General features: G+C 36.7%; 20 protein-coding genes and 1 pseudogene. 10 read left to right on the forward strand and 11 right to left on the reverse strand.

The window, feature by feature from the left end:
- Positions 1–144: 144 nt before the first annotated feature.
- Positions 145–1,887 carry a SulP family inorganic anion transporter gene (locus ACYIAL_RS07170; RefSeq protein WP_483751324.1) on the reverse strand — a complete coding sequence of 581 codons (1,743 nt, stop codon included), beginning with the start codon at positions 1,885–1,887 and terminating at the stop codon, positions 145–147.
- Positions 1,888–1,896: 9 nt separating this feature from the next.
- Complete coding sequence (gene pmbA / locus ACYIAL_RS07175) at positions 1,897–3,249, reverse strand: metalloprotease PmbA (protein ID WP_483747709.1); 1,353 nt, start codon at positions 3,247–3,249, stop codon at positions 1,897–1,899.
- Between the two features lie 77 nt (positions 3,250–3,326).
- On the opposite strand from pmbA, the gene yjgA reads away from it, so the two are divergent.
- The 3 genes from yjgA to cspE all read left to right on the forward strand — a co-directional run bounded on the left by yjgA (position 3,327) and on the right by cspE (position 5,058).
- Positions 3,327–3,863: a ribosome biogenesis factor YjgA gene (gene yjgA / locus ACYIAL_RS07180; RefSeq protein WP_483747708.1), complete on the forward strand. Its 537-nt coding sequence runs from the start codon at positions 3,327–3,329 to the stop codon at positions 3,861–3,863.
- A gap of 64 nt (positions 3,864–3,927) precedes the next feature.
- Positions 3,928–4,458: an inorganic diphosphatase gene (gene ppa, locus ACYIAL_RS07185; protein ID WP_483747707.1), complete on the forward strand. Its 531-nt coding sequence runs from the start codon at positions 3,928–3,930 to the stop codon at positions 4,456–4,458.
- A 390-nt stretch (positions 4,459–4,848) separates the two neighbouring features.
- Entirely contained in the window at positions 4,849–5,058 is a 210-nt protein-coding gene (cspE, locus tag ACYIAL_RS07190) for a transcription antiterminator/RNA stability regulator CspE (RefSeq protein WP_025315032.1), read from the forward strand.
- Positions 5,059–5,215: 157 nt separating this feature from the next.
- Here the strand turns inward: cspE and gapA are convergent, their stop codons facing one another.
- Positions 5,216–6,211, reverse strand: coding sequence for a glyceraldehyde-3-phosphate dehydrogenase (gene gapA, locus ACYIAL_RS07195; RefSeq protein ID WP_174796268.1), 996 nt, complete (start codon positions 6,209–6,211; stop codon positions 5,216–5,218).
- A gap of 977 nt (positions 6,212–7,188) precedes the next feature.
- Between gapA and asnA the strand changes: the two genes are divergently transcribed.
- On the forward strand, positions 7,189–8,181 hold the full coding sequence (asnA, locus tag ACYIAL_RS07200; protein ID WP_483747706.1) for an aspartate--ammonia ligase: 993 nt from the start codon (positions 7,189–7,191) through the stop codon (positions 8,179–8,181).
- Between the two features lie 73 nt (positions 8,182–8,254).
- Here the strand turns inward: asnA and ACYIAL_RS07205 are convergent, their stop codons facing one another.
- The 5 genes and pseudogenes from ACYIAL_RS07205 to ACYIAL_RS07225 form a co-directional block, all read right to left on the reverse strand.
- Complete coding sequence (locus tag ACYIAL_RS07205; protein WP_483747705.1) at positions 8,255–8,644, reverse strand: DUF1161 domain-containing protein; 390 nt, start codon at positions 8,642–8,644, stop codon at positions 8,255–8,257.
- A 370-nt stretch (positions 8,645–9,014) separates the two neighbouring features.
- Positions 9,015–9,278 (reverse strand): SemiSWEET family transporter, encoded by a 264-nt coding sequence (locus ACYIAL_RS07210; RefSeq protein ID WP_081303094.1) that lies wholly within the window; start codon positions 9,276–9,278, stop codon positions 9,015–9,017.
- A 734-nt stretch (positions 9,279–10,012) separates the two neighbouring features.
- Positions 10,013–11,166, reverse strand: a pseudogene (gene fucO / locus ACYIAL_RS07215) (lactaldehyde reductase).
- Between the two features lie 4 nt (positions 11,167–11,170).
- Positions 11,171–12,139 carry a 2-keto-3-deoxygluconate transporter gene (gene kdgT, locus ACYIAL_RS07220; RefSeq protein ID WP_483747703.1) on the reverse strand — a complete coding sequence of 323 codons (969 nt, stop codon included), beginning with the start codon at positions 12,137–12,139 and terminating at the stop codon, positions 11,171–11,173.
- A gap of 12 nt (positions 12,140–12,151) precedes the next feature.
- Positions 12,152–13,045, reverse strand: a complete 894-nt coding sequence (locus tag ACYIAL_RS07225; RefSeq protein WP_483751325.1) for a dihydrodipicolinate synthase family protein — start codon at positions 13,043–13,045, stop codon at positions 12,152–12,154.
- Positions 13,046–13,263: 218 nt separating this feature from the next.
- Between ACYIAL_RS07225 and ACYIAL_RS07230 the strand changes: the two genes are divergently transcribed.
- The gene (locus ACYIAL_RS07230; RefSeq protein WP_065638187.1) at positions 13,264–14,022 is read left to right on the forward strand and encodes an IclR family transcriptional regulator; all 759 of its coding nucleotides are present in this window, start codon (positions 13,264–13,266) and stop codon (positions 14,020–14,022) included.
- 27 nt (positions 14,023–14,049) lie between these two features.
- Here ACYIAL_RS07230 and ACYIAL_RS07235 read toward each other — a convergent pair whose 3' ends face one another.
- Positions 14,050–15,453: an aminotransferase-like domain-containing protein gene (locus tag ACYIAL_RS07235; RefSeq protein ID WP_483747700.1), complete on the reverse strand. Its 1,404-nt coding sequence runs from the start codon at positions 15,451–15,453 to the stop codon at positions 14,050–14,052.
- A gap of 173 nt (positions 15,454–15,626) precedes the next feature.
- On the opposite strand from ACYIAL_RS07235, the gene pdxS reads away from it, so the two are divergent.
- The 5 genes from pdxS (at position 15,627) to ACYIAL_RS07260 (ending at position 19,224) form a co-directional block, all read left to right on the forward strand.
- Positions 15,627–16,514, forward strand: a complete 888-nt coding sequence (gene pdxS, locus ACYIAL_RS07240) for a pyridoxal 5'-phosphate synthase lyase subunit PdxS (RefSeq protein WP_483747699.1) — start codon at positions 15,627–15,629, stop codon at positions 16,512–16,514.
- Positions 16,514–17,107, forward strand: coding sequence for a pyridoxal 5'-phosphate synthase glutaminase subunit PdxT (gene pdxT, locus ACYIAL_RS07245; RefSeq protein ID WP_483747698.1), 594 nt, complete (start codon positions 16,514–16,516; stop codon positions 17,105–17,107). Before pdxS ends, pdxT begins: the two co-directional genes overlap by 1 nt.
- A gap of 335 nt (positions 17,108–17,442) precedes the next feature.
- Entirely contained in the window at positions 17,443–17,802 is a 360-nt protein-coding gene (locus ACYIAL_RS07250; RefSeq protein ID WP_483747726.1) for an ArsC family reductase, read from the forward strand.
- Positions 17,803–17,815: 13 nt separating this feature from the next.
- Positions 17,816–18,955: a succinyl-diaminopimelate desuccinylase gene (gene dapE, locus ACYIAL_RS07255; RefSeq protein WP_483751326.1), complete on the forward strand. Its 1,140-nt coding sequence runs from the start codon at positions 17,816–17,818 to the stop codon at positions 18,953–18,955.
- 77 nt (positions 18,956–19,032) lie between these two features.
- Positions 19,033–19,224: a YpfN family protein gene (locus ACYIAL_RS07260; RefSeq protein WP_160431392.1), complete on the forward strand. Its 192-nt coding sequence runs from the start codon at positions 19,033–19,035 to the stop codon at positions 19,222–19,224.
- Positions 19,225–19,232: 8 nt separating this feature from the next.
- Here ACYIAL_RS07260 and cysZ read toward each other — a convergent pair whose 3' ends face one another.
- Together cysZ and ACYIAL_RS07270 are read right to left on the reverse strand one after the other, a co-directional pair.
- Positions 19,233–20,069: a sulfate transporter CysZ gene (gene cysZ / locus ACYIAL_RS07265; RefSeq protein ID WP_483751327.1), complete on the reverse strand. Its 837-nt coding sequence runs from the start codon at positions 20,067–20,069 to the stop codon at positions 19,233–19,235.
- Positions 20,070–20,183: 114 nt separating this feature from the next.
- A complete protein-coding gene (locus tag ACYIAL_RS07270) occupies positions 20,184–22,208 on the reverse strand; it encodes a tRNA(Met) cytidine acetyltransferase TmcA (protein ID WP_483751328.1) in 2,025 nt (674 codons plus the stop codon).
- Positions 22,209–22,210 lie beyond the last annotated feature (2 nt).

Here is a 22,210-nt window from a genome sequence, read left to right on the forward strand (position 1 = left end):
AAAATTGTTTACTAAAATGCTTCATATGAAAGATCTGACATTGTACTTAAATTTATAGGCGATTGTCTATATTAATATTGCTTCATCTATCGAAATCAAAGGATGTGAGATAAATAAAAACAATCTTTCCGATTTTATTAACGGTCACGATAACTGGACAGATTCATCATCAACTTTATTATTTATATATTCCTTGCTTTGGACTAATTTAACCGCAAAATAAAGATCATAAGCAAAATCAATATAATTATCATCAAGCTTAATATTCATTTGTTTAAACCAGTTTTTGAGCGTTTTGCGTCGGCCAGATAAGATTAAAGTCACGTTTCTTACTTTTAAAGACTTTACTAATTCATCAATGCCCGACAAAACACTCACATCTTTATAGGTAAAACAAGGAATCGCATCGACAATCACATAATTTATAGTTTCTTGTGCTTCGTCAATATAACTAATAATTCTTCGTTTAAAATAAGCAATATTGAAATAAGTTAACGGAGAATTAAATCGATAAATCATCGTATTATTGACTGGTCGTACATCCTGACCTATTGAATGAATTCGACCACTTTCATCAATACCTAGCAGCTGATCTTTTGGCCTAAATACACGGCGTAAAAATAAAAATAGGCCAAGGAGTACTGCTAACGCCATACCAGGAATAATGCCAATTACGAGCACTGAAACGAGTGTTGTCAAACTTAAATAAAACGCATCTCGATCAAATTTAAAAAAGCGGATAATTGTTTGAAAATTGATTAACGAAATTGAAGAATAAATTAAAATCACTCCTAATACGCAAGTTGGAATAAATTGCAAAGGTGAAAGAAAAAACAACACAACTATACCAATTAACATTGCAGCAATAATCGAAACGAGTTGAGTTTTCCCCCCATTGGCATCATTCACAGCGGTTCTTGATGATGTGCCACTAACCACAAAGCCTTGTGATAACCCTGCTACAATATTGGCGATACCTAACGCTTTAAATTCAACATCAGCATTGGTTTCATAGTTATTTTTGGATGCAAAACTGCGCACGGTTATCATCATACTCACAAAACAGATGATGGCAATATTAAGCGAAGGCACAACTAAATCACGCATTAAACCTTTATCGAAATCAAGCCATGATTCGACAGGAATAAAATCACCGCTCACATTACCAATAATACGAATATTAAAATATTCAAAATTAAACAACCATGAAAAAAACGTCATCACAATAACGGCTAACAGCGGTGCTGGATATTGAGGCTTTAAACGCTTTAAAACAATTAAAATTAATAACGTAAAAAATGAAACCAGTGCAGTACCTATATGGATTTGTAGTATTTTAAAAGGGAAATACATAATTCGCTCAATCAAATAAGAATAATCATAACTAAAGCCCAATGTTTTGGCTAACTGATCAACCATAATGGTGATTGAAATACCATTTAGTAAACCAATTAAAATAGGCTGACTAAGCAAGTCGGCCAAGGCACCCAGATGCAACTTTCCTGCGATGATACACCAAATACCGATCATGATTGTTAATATTACAACTAATTGCCAACGCAATATTGGATCATTTGCCGCTAACGGTAATACAACAGCCGCAACCACAGCACAAGTAGCCGTATCAGGCCCAACAATCAGTTGCTTAGAAGAACCAAAAAACGCATACACAATTAAAGGCAAAATGGTCGAATACAATCCTGCTATAGCGCCAACGCCAGTCAATTCAGCATAAGCAATTGATACAGGTAACGAAACAGCCGCAACCGACAAGCCAGCCTTAAGGTCAAAAGTAAAATATTCGCGTTTATACTGTAATAAACTACTTAATCCTGGCATCCATGAAGTTATTTTCTGGAAAAAAGTACTGTTTAAAAACCTGCCCATACTACTCCTTTATTTTCCGGCTATACTCATATTATCAATCAAAATCGAACCACATTGAATATTCGTTCTTGTTTCGACATCATTACCAATTGCCACAATATTTTTATACATATCTTTAAGATTGCCAGCAATAGTAATTTCGCTAACCGGATATTGAATTTGTCCGTTTTCAACCCAAAACCCAGTGGCTCCGCGTGAATAATCGCCTGTCACACCATTAACACCTTGCCCCATTAATGAAGTCACCACAATACCTTTATCCATTTTTTTAATCATATCATTAAAATCAACATTAGTTTGGCTTGGTGAAACCCGCCAATTATGAATACCACCTGCATGCCCAGTCGATGTTAAGCCCAATTTACGCGCAGAATAGTTACCTAACAAATAAGTTTGCAACACGCCTTGTTCAACAATATTACGTTGAACTGTTTTGCTACCTTCATTATCAAAAGGTGACGACCCAACGCCTTTTAGAATATGAGGATCTTCATAAATGGTTAGCCACTTAGGAAAGACAGCTTGCCCAACACTATTTAATAAAAACGAAGATTTCCGATAGATTGCACCGCCACTTATAGCGCCTACTAAATGCCTAATTAGCCCAACGGCAACTTCAGCACTAAATAGCACTGGCGTTTGCATGGTTGCGATTTGTTTAGCGCCTAAATTTGAAATCGCTCTATCAGCCGCCTGCATGCCAACCCAATTTGGTGATTTTAATTCACTAAAATCGCGTGATGAAGTATAAGCATAATTACTTTCCATCTGCCCTGCTTGTTCAGCAATGACAGAACATGAAAGTGAATGTGAACTTGCACAATAACCTTGTAACATCCCCAAACTATTGCCATACACATAAACACCATAGCGACTACTAAAATGACCTCCATCAGTATTAATTAATTTTGAATGATTGAGCGCGGTTAACTCGGCTTGTTTGGCCAGCTCAATAGCATTATCAACATTCAAATCACTTGGGTAAAATAAATCTAAATCGGGTGGATTAAATGCCATTTGGCTTACATCGCCCAAACCAGAACAAGGATCGGGCGAGGTGTATTGCATAATATTAATTGCCATATCCACCGTGTGCAAAATAGCCTGTTCGGATAAATCATTGGTTGATGCACAGCCTTTACATTGATTTTGATAAACCGTAATGGATAATGCCCCATCACTATTAAATTCAACATTTTCGGTTTCGCCAAGGCGCGTACTGACACTAATACCTGTTGACTTGTTAATCGACACCTCAACTTCATCAACTCGCGACTTTGCTTGATTAATGGCATTAGCGACAATTTCTGATAAATTCACTTTTTGATTTAAAGCTTCTTTTTTAATCTGTTCAATACTCATTTTATTATTTTCTACAATTCTGCTAGTGATACGTTATAATAAGCCAGAATTGAATATTAGTTAACAAAAGAAATAACATGAATCACAATCAAGAGACAAATCTAGAACCCAACTTTATTATTGACAATGAAGACGAAGAAATCATTTACGTTAGCAAAAGTGAAATCAAACGCGATGCCGAAGCCCTAAAAAAATTGGGTATTGAACTTATCAATTTAAGCAAGAACGAACTGGAAAAAATCCCTCTTGATGAGGATCTTATTTATGCTATTGAACTTGCGCAAAAGATAAAAAAAGAAGGGTATCGCAGACAAATTCAATATATTGGCAAGCTTTTACGTAGCCGAGATATTGAACCTATTAGCCAAGCGCTTGATAAGCTCAAAAATCGCCACAATCAGCAAATTGCCTTATTTCACAAACTTGAAAAGCTACGCGATGATCTGATTGCAACTGGTGATGCTGAAACCATTATGGACTTATATCCAACAGCCGATCGCCAGCAACTGCGCACCTTAGCCCGTTTAGCTAAAAAAGAGCAAGAATCCAATAAACCCGTCAAATCGGCAAAGCAAATTTTTCAATATTTAAAAGAATTGAGCGATACAGAATAATCTTTATAATGTGCGCTTATTGTTATTAACAAACACTATATAAACTTAGATAGAGGATACAAAAATGGGACTTTTAAATGTACCAGCAGGTAAAGAATTACCAGATGATATTTATGTTGTGATAGAAATTCCAGCTAATGCTGATCCAATAAAATACGAAGTCGATAAAGATACGGGTGCTGTATTCGTTGACCGCTTTATGGCAACAGCAATGTTTTATCCATGTAACTATGGTTATATTAATCACACATTATCATTGGATGGTGATCCAGTTGATGTATTAGTCCCAGCACCATACCCATTACAACCGGGTTCTGTTATCCGTTGTCGCCCAGTTGGGGTATTAAAAATGACTGATGAAGCAGGTCAAGATGCAAAACTAGTTGCAGTACCTCACAGTAAACTATCAAAAGAATATGATCATATTAAAGATGTTGATGATTTGCCTGAATTACTAAAATCACAAATCAAACACTTTTTTGAACAATACAAAGCATTAGAAAAAGGTAAATGGGTTAAAGTTGACGGTTGGGACAATGCTGAGGCAGCTCGTAAAGAAATTATTGAGTCATTTGAACGAGCAAAAAATAAATAAAATGGAGTGATAAAAAAATAATCGTTGATTAAAGCCATAAATACTATTTTATGGCTTTTTTGTTTTTGATTAATTTATTAACATTCAAAATTAATTAAAAGTTTTAACTATACAATAATTTGCCTTTTATCAATTTATAAGTAATTATCTAAAAAATTAAGAAAAACTAAATTCTAAGCAAAAAAAATTATTATTAATATCTTGCTTTTGGTTATAATTTATGCGGTAATAGCACTGGGTAAACAACAAAGTTGAAATTATGAAAACGACTAACTTTGGTAATGTGGTTTTGAACGTTTATCATGGTTGTGAGTTACATAATGAAGACAATGTTAAAACTCATACCAGCCTAAAAGGCTAATTATTAATTATTGTTAGGATGTCTAGTAAATGAATAAGAAAACAGGCCAAGTAAAATGGTTTAATGAAAGTAAAGGTTTTGGTTTTATCACACCTGCGGATGGAAGTAAAGATGTATTTGTTCACTTTTCTGCTATTTCAGGAGATGGTTTTAAAACCTTAGCTGAAGGACAACAGGTTGAATTTGCGATCCAAGATAGCCCTCGTGGACCAGCAGCAGCTGAAGTTGTTGTAATCTAGTTCAACTTTAAATAATTTATTTCCATACTAGCAAAACGCTCGCCTACAAGGAGAGCGTTTTTTATATCAAAAAGCTAAAAAATTACACGTAATTTAGCATAGAAAAAAAGCGACCCTAAGGTCGCCATTTTAACAAAACTAGGATAAAGGCTAATTTTTACTTAGAAATAACAGCAATTAAATCTAATACTTTGTTTGAATAACCCACTTCGTTGTCATACCAAGAAACAAGTTTCACAAAGTTATCACTTAATTGAATACCAGCTTTAGCATCAAATACAGATGTACAAACTTCACCTAAGAAATCAGTAGAAACAACATCATCTTCTGTATAGCCAAGAACGCCTTTCATCGGACCTTCAGCAGCTGCTTTGATAGCTTTACAGATATCTTCGTATTTAGCAGGTTTTTCCAAACGAGCAGTTAAGTCAACAACAGAAACATCTGGAGTTGGAACACGGAAAGCCATACCAGTTAATTTACCATTTAACTCAGGAATCACTTTACCTACTGCTTTAGCAGCACCTGTTGATGAAGGGATAATGTTTTGCGCAGCACCACGACCACCACGCCAATCTTTATGAGATGGACCGTCAACCGTTTTTTGAGTTGCAGTAGTTGCGTGAACAGTAGTCATTAATGCTTCAACGATACCAAAGTTGTCGTTGATAACTTTAGCTAAAGGCGCTAAACAATTAGTTGTACATGATGCATTTGAAACGATATCTTGACCTGCATAATCTTTATCATTAACGCCGATAACAAACATTGGCGTGCTATCTTTTGATGGACCGGTTAAGACAACTTTTTTAGCACCTGCTTGAATATGCTTACGCGCAGTTTCGTCAGTTAAGAATAGCCCTGTTGCTTCAGCAACAACATCAACACCGACTTCGTCCCATTTTAAATTAGCAGGATCGCGTTCAGCAGTAACACGGATTGCTTTACCGTTAACAACCAATTTACCGTCTTTAACTTCAACTGTACCGTCAAAACGACCGTGAGTTGAATCATATTTAAGCATATAAGCCATATATTCAACATCTAATAAATCGTTGATTGCAACAATTTCAATGTCTGAACGTTTTTGAGCAGCACGGAAAACAATACGACCAATACGACCAAATCCATTAATACCTACTTTGATTGTCATAACAATTACCTTCTTTTTTGTGTTTTTAATGTTAAAAATATTTCTTGTAAGCTATCAAATTTTAAAGATTTATTCAAGAAGATTCCTAATAATTAAACACGAATTGATTAAATAGATTAGACCAAGTGCAGGTTAGATAAATTATCGCAAATAAAATCATTGTGTTATTTAAATTAACCGCTCAGCATGATAAAGCATACTATAGTCATACATTACTCCCAAAAGTTTATATGCGCTATCGATTCAACCGAATAAAAAGCGAATTGAAATATTTCGCTTTAAATATCTATTAAAACTACTCCAAAACTATATTACATGCTAATAACCCAACTCAGTTGTATGAGCTAAACACTTTAATAAGTGTTGCTGTAACAGTTTAAGATTTTATTCAACCGTTCGGGTTGTTACCGATAATTGAATAAATACATTAGTGATAGTTACACTTCGCTCAGTTGTCGGCATATTCTGATGCAGAAATAAGATAAACAAAACAAACTATTGTTTTTGGTTAACAACAAAAAATACTAATATAATCAATTGTATTTTCGAGCGTTCTTTGCGAAAAATAAAACTTTTTTGGTGGTTGGAATGGATTAGGTGCAGTGCTTTTGAACGTCTACAGTTTAGATGTTCAAAATAGCTACCATGAACATTTCCAAAACCTAACCGCCCCCCCCCAATAGCTTATAGAAAACCTAAAAAAACTTCATTTTTTCAGATATAGCATTGATAAGATTTAAATTTTTAGTTTTTTTGATTTAAATCATGTTGTGAAAAATTCAGTATTTTCTTATAAAAAGAAACAAGTTAATGAGTTGATTTCGTTAATATTGCACTAAAATATCATTAAATAAATCCAATAATTTATATACCGTCGAACAAATCCAAGCTATAACCTTTTTATCTACATCTTGCAAAATTTATCCATCTAGTTTACTTTACCTATTCAGATAAAACTAAATAACTAGAGTGTAAGCATGATGATATCATTCAAAGAGCAACAACAGCGAATTAGTTTTGTTAAGCAATTTTTTGCCAATCAACTTGCCGAGAGTCTATCACTGATCGAAGTGCAAGCCCCGTTACTAAGTAAAGTTGGCGATGGTATTCAAGATAATTTATCAGGCACTGAGCACGCAGTCCAAGTTAAGGTAAAAGCAATACCTGATGTACAATATGAAGTGGTACATTCACTGGCTAAATGGAAGCGCAAGATTCTAAGTGAGCACAATTTTAAAGTTGGCGAAGGCATTTACACCAATATGAAAGCGCTACGCCCAGACGAGGATCAACTTTCGCCCATTCATTCCGTTTATGTCGATCAGTGGGATTGGGAAAAAGTGATTCGCCCAGAAGATCGCAATTTAACTTATCTCAAACAAACGGTTAACAATATTTATACTGCGATTAAGGCGACCGAAAAGACAGTTTCACAGCAGTATCATCTTTCGCGATTTTTACCCGAATCAATCACTTTTATCGATAGTGAACAGCTATTAAAACGTTATCCTAATTTATCCCCAAAAGAGCGTGAAAACGCCATAACAAAAGAACTGGGCGCGGTGTTTTTAATTGGTATTGGTGGTAAGTTGTCAAATAATGAAAAACACGACGTGCGTGCACCCGATTATGATGATTGGAGTAGTGATAACGATTTAGGCTCTAAAGGATTAAATGGCGATATTTTAGTGTGGAATCCGATTTTAAATAGCGCAATTGAAATTTCATCAATGGGCATTCGAGTCGACCCAGAGACATTAAAACGTCAATTAAAATTAACTAATGATGAAGATCGTCTACAACTAACTTGGCATAATTCATTAATTAATGGTGACTTATTACAAACTATTGGCGGCGGCATTGGCCAATCGCGTTTGATAATGTTGCTGTTACAACAAAAACATATTGGTCAAGTACAAGCAAGTGTATGGAGCGATGATGTCAAAGCAAATTATAGTCAATTACTATAACAACACACCATACAAACATAGGGCTTTACGCCCCATGTTTTTGCTTTAAAAACACTAGTTCGGTTGCCGTAAATTATTGACTTTGTGTTGGAGTAGATTCGGTATTTTGTAACACTGGTTGCTGCTGTTCAGTTGGATTTATTTTTGATGGCTGTGATGCTTTATCAGCACCGCTTTGCATTGGTTCATCTTTTGCATTGCTTGTCTTATCTTGCGACTCAGTTGCTAATCCGTCTAAACGAATATAAACAATATGTTGCTGACCACGATCACATGATCCTACTATTTTACCTTCAATTTGTTGTTCGGACTTATCAGCTGGTTCAAGTTTGAGTTGAAACAGAGATGGAGCAACGCCATTATTTTTGATTTTTTCGGCAATATTATTGCTAATTTCTTCACAATTTGATGCCGCAGCTAACATAGGTAAACCAAGTAAAAACAAACCAATTAATTTTTTCATTTTCTATTCCTTTCATATATGATGAAATTATCGTATGCATTATAAAACGATTAGTCAATCTGTCTATCTTGTTTTAATGTGTGATTAAAACAATTGCCAACATAGTTACACATCTAACAAACTTGTCATTTTGTCGGATAATGTTAATGCGAACCGCCTAACTCAATTTATTCACTATAAAATTTGATAAGTGTTTAACAAACCTGTTGATAACTTAGTAATACAATGATTATTAATTATTTTTTTAAAAGATTAAATCTTAACCAATCCTGTTTGTGATTTTATTTTGTTGAAAAAAATTAACCTTAATAAGTAAAATAGCCATAAAAAAAAGCAAAAAAGTAATTAGTAATCAATAGTTTAATAACAATCATAGCGCGGTAAAAAAAGCGATTAAACCGAAAAATACGCCAGGAGAATTAGCAATTGCAATTGGCCAGTCTTTCTTTTCTCTCAATAAGCCATAGCTAACCCAAAGCGAGCAGTTAATAGCTGCTGCTAACGGTTGAGTAGGATTTGATTTAAACCCATGTAAATTATCAATGATTTGCGGCACATAAGAAACATACATCCCTAATGATGCTATCGTAGCTATAATCCCTAAAATACGAAAAGCCTTTGGTGAAAGATGCAAAATTGCCTCCTAATATCGTTTATGATTTATCATCTAATACCAATGATTATAGCTAGTTAGAGTATTGTCAGTAAACCATAAACTGGGAAAAGCGGTGTAAATTAGGTTAAAATAAGTCGAACAATTACCCTAGTTTGACTTATGAACTCATATTATTTATAAGGGATTGACATTTAATCATCAGGTTATAAAAACGTTCCAATCATTTGTAATGCAGCGTGATAACAACTAACACGGCGTAACTAATTTCAATAATTGGTTAAACGGTTAATGTTACTTAATCTCGCCTTCAACTATTTTAGTCAATTATGTTACTGATAACGCAAAACGGATTTGAAATATTTATTCACCATATGATTTGATAAGTACTGAATAAGCCTGTTGATAACTCAATAATATAATGATTACTTATTAATTTTTAAAAAGGTTAAATATTAAACTATCCTAATAATGGTTTTATTCTGACTACCCAGCCCGCTTTTTGAACTCACTTGCTAAGCAAATAAACTCATGTGTTTTGCTGACATTACATAATGACATAAATAATAGTTTAAAGAGTAAATCGAATAGTTAAATACTAACAAAAAGGCGATAGCCATAAGCCACAACAAATGAACTATCGCAATAGGCCAAATATTTATTTTATGTAATGATTTATTACAAATTCAACATAACCTATTCATCAACACAATCATCCTTGTAAAATTCAAGTTATGGAGAATTTTTATCAAAAGTTAATAAACATAGTGATATAACATTTCAATATCCTTTACATTAACCTCTCGTGGATTGCCACTAGTACAAACGTCGGCAAATGCAGCCTGAGCAAGCTCGGGAATATCTTGCTCTTGAACGCCAATATCACGCAATTTAGCCGGAATGCCGACATCTTTATTTAGCTGTTTAACCGCTTCAACGACATATTTGCGAACCTCTTGTATTGGCTGATTTAAAATATCCTTTAATCCCATTGCTTTGGCAATATCACGGTATTTGTCACCAGTTGATTCAGCATTAAATTCCATGATATAAGGTAATAAAACAGCATTAGCAACACCATGAGGGATATTATAAAAAGCACCCAAAGGATGTGCCATACCATGAACAAGCCCAAGGCCTACATTTGAAAACCCCATACCGGCTATATATTGCCCCAGCGCCATATCTTCTACGCCTTTAGGATCGCCTTTAACCGATTCGCGTAATGCACGGCTAATAATTTCTATCGCTTTTAAATGCATCATGTCTGATAGCTCCCATGCACCTTTGGTGATAAAACCTTCGATATAGCATGCGTTAATGCATCAATCCCCGTTGCTGCTTTTAAACTAGCGGGCATCGAAGCCATCATTTCGCTATCAACAATAGCAACAACAGGAATATCATGTGGATCGACACACACAAACTTACGTTTGTTTTGTTCATCGGTAATAACATAGTTAATGGTGACTTCGGCTGCTGTTCCAGCTGTGGTTGGAATCGCAATAATTGGCACAGCCGCTTTTTGCGTATTAACTGTCCCTTCTAAGCTACGCACATCAGCATGCTGCGGATTATTAATGATAATACCAATCGCTTTAGCCGTATCTTGTGGCGAACCGCCACCGATAGCAATTAGATAATCAGCCTCTGACTTTTTAAACCTTTCTACCCCATTTTTAACAATACCAATAGTTGGGTTTGGAATTACTTCGTCAAAAACATCATAATTAAGCCCAAATTTATCTAATAAATCGGTAACTTTAGTAGCGATTTTAAATTTAATAAGATCTTTATCTGTAACGATAAGTGCCTTTTTAAAATGGCGTTTTTTTACTTCATCAATCAAATGGCTAATTGATCCGGCACCAAAGTACGAGGTCTCATTTAATATCATACGATAAGTCATACTATTACTCCTTAATTTGAATATTTTTTGCAATATACTTGCTAAATAAAGAGGTGATGATTGGAACAACAATCGAGGTAATTACCACCGATGCTGCAACAAGTGCGGTTGCGGCAGGTGCCGCTTCGGCAAAAGTTGGGGCAACTTCAGCTACTAAAAAAGGGGTTGCCACAGCAGCGCCGGCAGTACCTGATGCAGCAATTCCTGCAACGCCTCGACCGCCACCTACAAATATATCAGCCAATATAAGCGGTATACCTGAAACAACAATAACAAAAACAGCCAAAAATACGCCTAAGAATCCTGTTTTAAAAATAACGGTCAAATCAATTGTGTTACCTAAAGCAAAAGCAAAAAAAGGGATGAGTGTTTTTGTGCCAACACTAAATAAGCTTCTTAATTCTTCATCTAAGTTGCCTAAAATAAACCCAACAATAAATGGCATTAAGACACCCATTAAATGCTCTGGTTGAAAGGATGCCAAACCAGCAGAACCTAAAATAACCATAGTCATTAAAGGCCCTGACTCCATGGAAATTAATACTGATGCACCAGCTTCTTCTTTAGTGCCATATTCTTGCATTAAAGAGGCATACAATCCGGCATTGGTCATATCGAGCGACGCCACGATGGCTAAAACCGATAAGCCCGCAAAAAATCCCGTTTTAACTAGGCCATCATCAGGCAGTATTTGTGTAAAAATAAAAGCGCATGCCCATGCTACCGCTAATTTAGTGGCAACTAATGTGCCTGATTTTTTCAGTACTGTACCAGTTGCGCTCACTTTAATTGAAGCGCCCATGCAAAATAGCCAAACCGCCAAAATAGGCACCACACCATTTATAATACCGTTAGTAAAAGAACCAAAGTATTTAGCAGTTCCAGGTGCAAAAGTATGCAAAAGCGCACCTAAAAAAAGAGGTACCAGCATCATGCCACCAGGCACTTTATCGATAAACTTTTTGATTTTCATAAATAAGCCCTTTTATTGACAGTTAAAAAGTTTTTTTATTTTTTCAATTTGTTCACCACTTAATGTTCCACCAAAATTCCGCGATCTTGGTTCTAAATAATGTTGTTTTTGTTCTACCGCAACTTTAATGGTTGTTACAAAATCATCGCCAATGCTGTAAATATTAGACAATCGGCTGATTTCTTTATGTAATCGAGTCAATTCATTAAAATCGTTTTGCTTAAAGGCTGCCATTACACTGGCAAAAATTTCAGGAACAACATTGTTAAGACCCGATAAAACGCCTGCACCACCATTCATTAAATTCGGCACGAAATACTCATCAAAACCAGAAAATACAGAGAAGTCTTTGCGAATTTTTTGTGAGGCCAAAATGATTGATCGAGTGTGAGATGCACAATCAACGGTATCTTTAATACCAATAAATTTTGGAAAGTCAGATATTAATCGAGTGACTAGTTGTGAATCAACATCGCACCCAGTTCTAGCAGGAAAATTATATATAAACCAGTTACCTACAAATTTTGAATCTAAATATTTGTAATATTCATATAATTGATTCGGTGTTTGTGCAAAATAGAAATGTGGTAATGCCATTACGGCGCCATAGCCAGCATCAAATGCTGCATCAGCAAGCTTTACCATATCGTCAACAACGGTGGTTGATACGTTAACAATTAAAGGTAAATCAGTAAATTGATGAGCTTGCTTAATGATTTCTAACCGCTCTTGTATGGTCATGGTGACAAACTCACCAATAGTGCCCATAACCAAAATTCCATTAATTTTTGAATCAGTTAACATTTTGTAGTGCTGTTCCATCGCACCAAAATCGATTTTATTTTGACGGTTAAACGGGGTAATTGCAGGACAGATAGCACCAAAGTATGGATTTGAATTACTCATAATAACTCCTAATTAAATTAACAACATTATATTGAAATTAATTTCAATATAATGTTGTTGATAAATCAACTCAACTTAATTAGGGGGAAATAGCTCACTATTTATTAAAAATGTGACGGCGATCAAATATTAGGCAGAATCATCAAGAAAGAACGGCTATTGTTGAAACTAAAAAAAATATTTATACTTACAACAACTTCAATACATGAGTTTAATTTGTGACAACAGAAATAACAACGCAAGCGCCTGCCATCGATAAAGCAACCCGAATATTTCACTTTATTGCAAAACACGATGGCGCCACTTATACCCAAATCTATCAAGGATTATCGTTACCTCAAAGTTCAACATCAGCATTACTTGCCAGCTTGGTTACTAATGGCTTATTACGGCAAAACGAGGGTAAGTATTTTTTGGGCCTTGTCTTTTATGAATTTGGTAATAATGCCATTAAACAATTTAATATTAAAGATTTGGCAACTGAACCGCTTTTGTTTTTGCGCGATAAAACACAACTTGCGTGTCATTTAGGTGTATTAGATGGCAATTCTGCTATTTATTTGGCTAAAGTCGAAAGCCCAAGCGCTATTCAAGTTAAAAGCTGGTTAGGCCGTAAGCTTTCCTTACACAGCTCTGCACTGGGTAAAACACTTTTAGCATGGGAACCCGAGCAACGAGTTGATGACTTGTTCCCAAACGAAAACTTACCCATAAAAACGCAAAACACTATCACCACAAAAACTGCGTACAAAAATGAGTTGAAAAAGATACGTGAACAAGGTTGGGCATTTGATAATGCTGAAGACTTTGACGAAGTAACCTGTTTAGCTGCGCCCGTTTATGATAAGAATGGCAAAGTCATTGCCGCAATTAGTACATCGGGGGTTCGATTTCAAATGCCAAACGAAAGAATAAACGAATTTGTTCAATATTTGCTAGCAGCTACAAAAATGCTATCCGATAAAATAAGAAGCTAGTGGTTTATTTTTGTGACAATTTGTTTGTTACCTAACCAATGGCGGTACAAAATGACCAAAGCTAAATCTTGTTGTCCCAAGGCTATCGCCAAAATCGGCACCTTGTGACACAATCACACCATTTAATAACAGTTGATTAAGTAGCGCTAATTCTTGCGCTACCGTGCTCACCGGTAAATGAGCATATAAATGAAAGCCCCCTAATGGTGCTTGGTATGTAATATCACCACAAAAATAGCTATCTAACCATTGCATTAATTGCTCGGCTTTGATTTGCAGTGCTTGCCGTAATTGTTGTTGATGGACTAAATGATGATGTTGCAAATATTCTTGGGCTAATAATTGTGGCAATATACTTAGACCAGAATCAATATGTTGCCGAATTTTGGCCAGATTTTCGATGATGCTACGCGGAGCGATCATCCACCCAACACGAATATTTCGTCCAATATATTTTGATAGCGATCCTAAATAGATAACTTGATTATGCTGATCCCATTTCTTAATGGGCGATACCGCCAAATCAGGTTGAAATGCTAAACTACTGTAAGCATCATCTTCAACAATTCCAATACTTTGTGAACGGCAAAATGCCAGTATCGTTTGTTTTCGCTTGTCGCTCATAACAAAACCGCTCGGATTTTGAAAAATGGGATTCAAAAACAACCACTTAATTTGATGTTGCTGCACGCAGTTGGATAAACTTTCAAGCATAATCCCCTCATTATCGCACGCAATACCGTACAAACGTAAGCCCGCCGCTTGAAACAAAGGCAATGAGTAAAAATAAGAGGGAGACTCAATTCCAACCGCATCACCAGGTTTAAGTAACCCCTGCGTAATGAGAAATAACGATTGCTGTGTGCCCGATGTAATTAAAATTTCATTAATATCAACTTGCATGGAAAACTGCGCTTGCATATAAAGCGCAATTTGGATTTTAAGCGATGGCAAACCTAATTGTAGTGTATCGCTGTTCTTTTCGTGCATAATCAGTTCATTTAACGAAGTATTTGGTAGCTGTAGTTTAGGAATCAAATTGGTTGGCAAATCGCCATTAGCTAGATCGCAAATGTATGGTTGCTGCGCTCGAACTTGCGCTACTTTTTGTTGATAAAACGATTGTTTATTTTGATAAAAATGCGCAGGTAACCGCCAATTAATTGATGAATACGCTTGAACGCCCCACTTTTGATGATTGACATAAGTACCACTTCCTTGTCGCCGGATCAGCACACCACGTTCAGTTAACAGCTCTAACGCATGCACAACCGTTGAGCGATTGATACCCAATTTTTTTGCTAGTTCGCGTTCTGAAGGTAACCTCTCTCCCGCAATCAATACGCCCTGCTCAATATAGTGCTCGATAAGTTGCGTGACTTTTTTAAAAAGTGATCCGGTAAATTGTACTAGTGTTTGTCTATTCCACATGGTTATTTTACTTTAATGTGTTGGTCGCTTTAAGCATTTTGCTACGACAAATTCGTTCCAAAAATTGGATGGTTTAATTATAGTCCAATTGGCTGTTTTTTGCTGAGCTTTATTTTTGAATAATATTGCAAATTTAACAATATTATCATTATTGATTTAATCAGGAGCAAAAAATGAACCAAGTCATAGGCACACAAACAGTTAAACGTGGCATGGCAAAAATGCAAAAAGGTGGCGTCATTATGGACGTTGTTAATGCAGAGCAAGCAAAAATTGCCGAGCAAGCCGGTGCGGTTGCAGTAATGGCTTTAGAGCGAGTTCCTTCAGATATTCGTGCCGCTGGTGGGGTTGCCCGAATGGCTGACCCAACTATTGTTGAACAAGTCATGAATGCTGTTACCATACCGGTGATGGCCAAAGCACGCATTGGGCACGTTGTTGAAGCCCGTATTTTAGAATCAATGGGCGTTGATTATATTGATGAAAGCGAGGTATTAACTCCGGCTGATGAACAATATCACTTACTTAAGGATGAATTTACCGTACCTTTTGTATGTGGTTGTCGTGATTTGGGCGAAGCATTACGTCGAATTGGCGAAGGAGCATCAATGCTACGCACCAAAGGTGAACCCGGTACCGGCAACATTGTTGAAGCAGTGCGCCATATACGTAAAGTAAACGAACAAATCCGCCTGGTAACAAGCAAATCAAAAGATGAATTAATGGCATTTGCCAAAGCAATTGGCGCACCATATGAACTGGTTTTACAAATCAAACAGTTAGGAAAATTACCCGTAGTTAACTTTGCTGCCGGTGGCGTGGCTACTCCTGCCGATGCAGCATTAATGATGCAACTTGGTGCCGATGGTGTGTTTGTTGGATCGGGTATTTTTAAATCCCAAAACCCAGAAAAATTTGCGAAAGCCATCGTACAGGCTACCACTTATTTTAATGATTATCCACGTTTAGCGCAGCTTTCAAAGGGCTTAGGCGAAGCAATGAAAGGCATTGAAATTAGCACGCTGGCTCAATCAGAAAGAATGCAAGATCGAGGCTGGTAATGATAAAAGCATCCAAACAAAGTCATATTAAAAATATTGGCGTACTCAACTTACAAGGTGCGGTGAGTGAACATATCACTATGCTAAAAAGTATCGACAATGTACAAGCGACTTTAGTGCAAAAACCCGAACAATTAACTAAACTAAATGGTTTAATCATCCCCGGAGGCGAATCGACAACCATTAGCCGTTTAATTAAACAAAATGGACTTGTCGAACCGATAAAACAATTTGCCAAACAAGGAAAAGGCATTTTGGGTACTTGCGCGGGACTGGTGCTTTGCGGTAACAGCACAACTCATAACGAGGTCGAATTGTTGGGCTTAATGGATATTTGTGTTGAACGCAACGGTTTTGGACGGCAAATTAACAGCTTTGAGACCACTTTAGAGATACCAACGATTGGTGACCAAATCCCTGCTATATTTATTCGCGCACCTTATATTGCCAAAGCAGGAAAAGGCATTGAGCAACTGGCATTTGTCGATCAGCACTGTATTATGGCACAGCAAAATAACATCTTAGTTTGTGCCTTTCATCCTGAACTAACAACCGATAATCGTATTATGCGTTACTTTATTGATAGATGTTAGAATAAAGGATTGTTTAAATCGTCTATACGGAGATAAACTTGTAAAAAATATTCAGGATTCTATACCGTTTCGTTTAAATCGCTTATACGAAGGTAAACTAGAAGCTGATATACTATAAAGCTTGTTTTCACAAGACAAATAGGATTTTTGTTTTCAAAAAAACTTTTTTCAGCCAGTTATTGATTGTTTTTTATTTTTTGTTTTGTTTCTTTTGAGGAAACACAAACGCATCAAACCAACTACAAAAAAGATTTTATTTAGATGAATCCTACGATTTGCTGGCGTATACTGATAACTGTTATAATCTCCCTCTCTTTTTTAGATTTGGATCACTGATTATGTACATCATCTACGGTATAAAAAACTGCAATACGATGAAAAAAGCCTTTACTTGGCTTGATGATCATCATATAGCTTATCAATTTTATAATTATAAAACCCATGGTCTGTCGGCAGATGTTTTAGATACTTTTTTAAAATTGGTAGATTGGCAAAGTTTGCTTAATACTCGCGGTACCACATGGCGTAAGTTAGATGAGGCTGTCCGTGCACGGGTTGATAATGAGCAAGCAGCAAAACAGATCATGTTAGCCAATCCTTCCATTTTAAAACGTCCTTTACTTATTGATGGTAAGCGTGCTTTGTTAGGTTATTCAGACGAACTTTATTCCCAATTTATTTCACAATCTAAATAAAATCGAGACCATTATGACTGAACCTGTTATTGCGCTAACCAAAGCGCTCATTGCTGAGAAATCGATAAGTCCTGACGATAAAAATTGTCAAAAAATAATTATTGAGCGATTAAAACCACTCGGTTTTATTATTGAAGAAGTCAATATTGGGCAAACCAAGAACTTATGGGCCTATCATGGCGATGCTACCGGCAAAACTTTGATGTTTGCTGGCCATACTGATGTCGTACCAGCAGGTGATGAAAGCAAATGGCTTTATCCGCCATTTTCACCAACGATTGATGAAAATGGCATACTTTATGGTCGTGGTGCATCGGATATGAAAAGTAGCGTTGCTGCCATGGTTTGTGCGGCAGAGGATTTTGTTAAACAACATCCTAATCACACTGGGCGCGTCGCCTTTTTAATCACATCAGATGAAGAAGCCGATGCAAGCGATGGCACGGTTAAGGTGGTTGATTTGCTTATCAAACGCCAAGAGCGTGTTGATTATTGCATTGTGGGCGAACCATCAAGCGATGTGGTACTTGGCGACCAGATTAAAAATGGACGCCGCGGTTCACTAACTGCCAATTTAGTTGTGCATGGCATTCAAGGTCATGTGGCTTACCCTCATCTTGCTGATAACCCTGTGCATCGTTTTGCACCTGCGTTAAATGAACTGGTTAGCACCGTTTGGGATGAAGGCAATCAATACTTCCCACAAACAACAATGCAAATAGCCAATATTAATGGCGGCACAGGAGCTGAAAACGTTGTGCCGGGTGAGCTTCGCGTACAATTTAACTTCCGTTATAGTAGCGAATTGACAGACACAAATATTAAAACACGGGTTGAGCAGATTTTACAAAAATATAATGTAAACTACACCTTAACTTGGCGGTTATCAGGCCATCCATTTTTAACACCACAAGGCGATTTAACCAACGCGGCTGCTAGTGCTATTAAGGAGTTTACCGACATTGATACCAAACTATCCACCAGTGGCGGCACATCTGACGGACGCTTTATTGCAAAAATGGGATGCCAAGTGATCGAGCTTGGGGTACTTAACAAAACCATCCATAAAGTGAACGAAAATGCTAATTGCCAAGATATTATTACCTTAACCGCAATCTATCACCGCATTTTAGAGAAACTGCTGTTAGTATAGTATTGTTAGCATTGCGTTATTGGCATGGATGATTGCTATAATTGGATGATTCCGATTTTAACTTAAAGGGGAATACGATGGAGTGGCTTAAAGATTATTGGTGGATAATTGTAGTTATCTTAATTGGAATTTTTATTAATACCATTAAAGCACTGAATCGATTGAGTTATAAATCGTATCTGGAAAAAAAGAAAGGGATAAAACCTATCCCTTATCAAGATGACGATGATGATGATTGGCCATCAACAAATTCAACGAAAAAAAAGTAACACTCACCTTAACGAAAATCTTGGCTATCGCTGTCAAATAGTGCTTGATGACGGTAGCGATCAACCCACATTGCTGTTGCGCCACATACGGCAATAGGCATAACAATTAAATTAAGCACGGGCACCATGGTAAAAAAGCTGACTAACATACCAAAGGCTATATTATCGACCCGATCTTGTTTAAGTAACTCACGCATGCGGTGAAAGGTAATTTTGTGGTTATCAAAGGCATAATCGGCATATTGAATATTAATTTGCCAAGCGGTAAATAAAAACCAGACTACTGGTGTGACCGATTGCCCAATAACAGGAATAAAATAAGTCAGCAATATTGGGATTGCCCATAATAGATAGTTGATCAGTTTTTGGAGCTCGCGACCAAAAATACGAGGAAGATCTTTAATGATGCTAATCCATGACAGTTCTGCCGCAGGAATGCCCGTTAACTTCGCTTCGACTTGTTCGGCCAATAGACCATTAAATGGTGCGGCAATGATATTGGTTACTGTACTAAAGAAATAACAAAACAAAATAACCAGCATTAAAATTACGATAAAAACAATGATATAACCTAGCCAATGCAACCAACTTGGCATATACGTAACCCCCCTATCCACCATGCCCGATATAGAGGTAAAAAACCAATAAAATAGTGCAGACATCACCACAATATTAGCAATTAATGGTAAAAAAACAAATCGCTTAATACCTGGACTAAATGCCAATGACCAACCTTTAATAAAATATTCAATGCCTGTTGTGGATTGATTTTTTTGGTTGTGTGTGTGGTTCTGATTATGTGAATGACGATGTGGGGGCTCAATTTCTAAATTATTGTTCGTCATATTCGGTTCCTTTTAAATTAATATAAATTAAGTTAAAACAAGTTCAGTTAAAATGACTTGAGTTTAAATAGGATAACTATTTTAAACACTCCACTTAATAACCTGCAATGGCAATCAGCTATCATTATTGTTGCTTTTATCAAATATTACATTATTACCTTGCTGAATTAGCCATGTTTTGACTTCATCCTTAATGGTTTGCATTAACGCGCATTTACCCGCAAGTTGATATGCATTAATGATCAAAGATTGATTGTTTTTGCTTTTTAACAGTGCTGATAACACAGGCAAACTTAACGGCTGTGGTTGTTGATATATTTGATAGTTATGAACTAATCGACACAGTGAGGGATAACTGGCTTCAAACGGTCGATGAAAGTGAGCAAACCCAGCTAATTCATCCAAATCATGTGCGTCTAAATCTTGTGCTAATAATAAATTATCGTTGTTCGCAAGCATTTGGTTAAAAGGTAAATCGATGATATCTTTTAACCAATAGGCGTTACGCTGTAGTTTTTGTTTTAATTTATAGGTTAAAAGCTGTCCAGATCGGGTAATTGGTTTAAGCGCCATAACAGAATAACTGCCACTACTTGCCTGTTTATGGCTACTAACATGAACCAAGACAAAACCACAAGCCGTCCAAAATTGATAATTAGACGAGCTATAAGCAAAACTGACCGACACAAAATCGTTATTTTGCACTTTGGCATGCTCAGAAATCGTCTGAACCAGTTGTTTTGCGATATGTTGCCGTCGATAAGCCTCCATAACCGCAATGCGATTAATGCGAACTGAACGCAACTTAGCCGCTAACCGTTCACCGGCATGAGCCACAAGCGACTGCGCCACTAAATTGCCTTTAGGGCGGCGTGTTCCTTGCCATACTTGAGTTATTAGGTCATCAGGCAAGTTCCCCTCGGTAAGTGTAAGCGCCGCGGCAATTTGTCTATTGTCTATTGTTGCTTGCCAAACCGACAAGTTTTGCGCATCAAACAGACGCCTTAAATCGATTAATGTGGTTTGATAGTGGGCCATTTTTAATAGATAAAAGATCGACCTTAAGGAATCAACATCATTGCGTTCAACCGTTGAATATTGGGTTGATGATAGGCCTGTAACAGGGTTATCATCCTGCGTTAATAAACCATTAAGTAATAGCTTATCACTAAATTGCTCTAGCATATCACCTGCCCGCCAACGAATGGGCGTGTGTAGATGAAAATATTGGCATGCTTTACCTGATAGCAATTTCAACAAAAAACCCTGTCCAGTACCTTCATATCCATCAACGGTGGTGGTTAACAATATCCGACAATTATTGGTAATGGCCAGTTGTAGCAGTTTTTCGAGCATAGGCAACGGAATCATGGCTGCTTCGTCGATAATGAGATAATCAGCAAAATCAATCTTTGACTGCACAATTAATTCATCAGGTGCAAAAAATGGCGTATCGGGCTTAGCAAAAGCAAAAAAGGTCGTCAATGCTGATTTATTGGGCGCGGTCACAATACAACGTTGATAATGGCTAAACCTCCCAGCTAGTGCCGATTTACCCCGTCCGCGTTTAGCAACTAATACATTTATGGGATTATTGCTATTTAATAACTGTTTTAATGTGGCTTGCTGTTCGGCTAAGTCTCGAGTGTCATCGGCCATCATTAGCAAAGAGGGGGGGATGGATAAAGCGTTCTTTAACAAAGATGTTGAATTGATTGATACACCAAATTCAGCCAAAGTTTCCATTAAATGTGCAACAAAATTAGGCACATTGATCGGATTGTGGCTTTCGTTCCAACGCAAGCTATCTTGATCATGCCAACTGCTTAGCTCCTTGGGTAATAACAAAACCAACACACTACCTTTAACTAGCGTGCCAACCAGCATGGCAAAGGCATCAAGATTAAATCCTGCCGTTGCATCAAAAATAGCATGCCGATACTGCTGGCCTAATAGTTGTTTGGTTTGATGGGGTTTGAGTGCGTTGGCAATTAACGAACTAGGCAAATAATCGGGCTGATAGGTAACAGTTATCCAATCGCCGGTGTTTTGCTCAAAGGTGGTGCCCAATTGTTCAAATAATTGTGCACTTTCACCTTGTAACACCCATAGCATTCGGTTGCTGTTGGGATTGTGCATAA

The sequence above is a fragment of the Gilliamella sp. X-57 genome, from assembly GCF_057063565.1.

Excerpts from the sequence above, each read along its gene's own strand:
- gapA (WP_174796268.1), bottom strand. The coding sequence starts at position 6,211 with ATGACAATCAAAGTAGGTATTAATGGATTTGGTCGTATTGGTCGTATT.
- pmbA (WP_483747709.1), bottom strand. The coding sequence starts at position 3,249 with ATGAGTATTGAACAGATTAAAAAAGAAGCTTTAAATCAAAAAGTGAAT.
- asnA (WP_483747706.1), top strand. The coding sequence starts at position 7,189 with ATGATGATATCATTCAAAGAGCAACAACAGCGAATTAGTTTTGTTAAG.
- ACYIAL_RS07260 (WP_160431392.1), top strand. The coding sequence starts at position 19,033 with ATGGAGTGGCTTAAAGATTATTGGTGGATAATTGTAGTTATCTTAATT.
- ACYIAL_RS07270 (WP_483751328.1), bottom strand. The coding sequence starts at position 22,208 with ATGCACAATCCCAACAGCAACCGAATGCTATGGGTGTTACAAGGTGAA.
- ACYIAL_RS07170 (WP_483751324.1), bottom strand. The coding sequence starts at position 1,887 with ATGGGCAGGTTTTTAAACAGTACTTTTTTCCAGAAAATAACTTCATGG.
- ACYIAL_RS07235 (WP_483747700.1), bottom strand. The coding sequence starts at position 15,453 with ATGTGGAATAGACAAACACTAGTACAATTTACCGGATCACTTTTTAAA.
- ppa (WP_483747707.1), top strand. The coding sequence starts at position 3,928 with ATGGGACTTTTAAATGTACCAGCAGGTAAAGAATTACCAGATGATATT.
- pdxT (WP_483747698.1), top strand. The coding sequence starts at position 16,514 with ATGATAAAAGCATCCAAACAAAGTCATATTAAAAATATTGGCGTACTC.
- pdxS (WP_483747699.1), top strand. The coding sequence starts at position 15,627 with ATGAACCAAGTCATAGGCACACAAACAGTTAAACGTGGCATGGCAAAA.
- ACYIAL_RS07205 (WP_483747705.1), bottom strand. The coding sequence starts at position 8,644 with ATGAAAAAATTAATTGGTTTGTTTTTACTTGGTTTACCTATGTTAGCT.
- ACYIAL_RS07225 (WP_483751325.1), bottom strand. The coding sequence starts at position 13,045 with ATGAGTAATTCAAATCCATACTTTGGTGCTATCTGTCCTGCAATTACC.
- cspE (WP_025315032.1), top strand. The coding sequence starts at position 4,849 with ATGAATAAGAAAACAGGCCAAGTAAAATGGTTTAATGAAAGTAAAGGT.
- yjgA (WP_483747708.1), top strand. The coding sequence starts at position 3,327 with ATGAATCACAATCAAGAGACAAATCTAGAACCCAACTTTATTATTGAC.
- dapE (WP_483751326.1), top strand. The coding sequence starts at position 17,816 with ATGACTGAACCTGTTATTGCGCTAACCAAAGCGCTCATTGCTGAGAAA.
- kdgT (WP_483747703.1), bottom strand. The coding sequence starts at position 12,139 with ATGAAAATCAAAAAGTTTATCGATAAAGTGCCTGGTGGCATGATGCTG.
- cysZ (WP_483751327.1), bottom strand. The coding sequence starts at position 20,069 with ATGACGAACAATAATTTAGAAATTGAGCCCCCACATCGTCATTCACAT.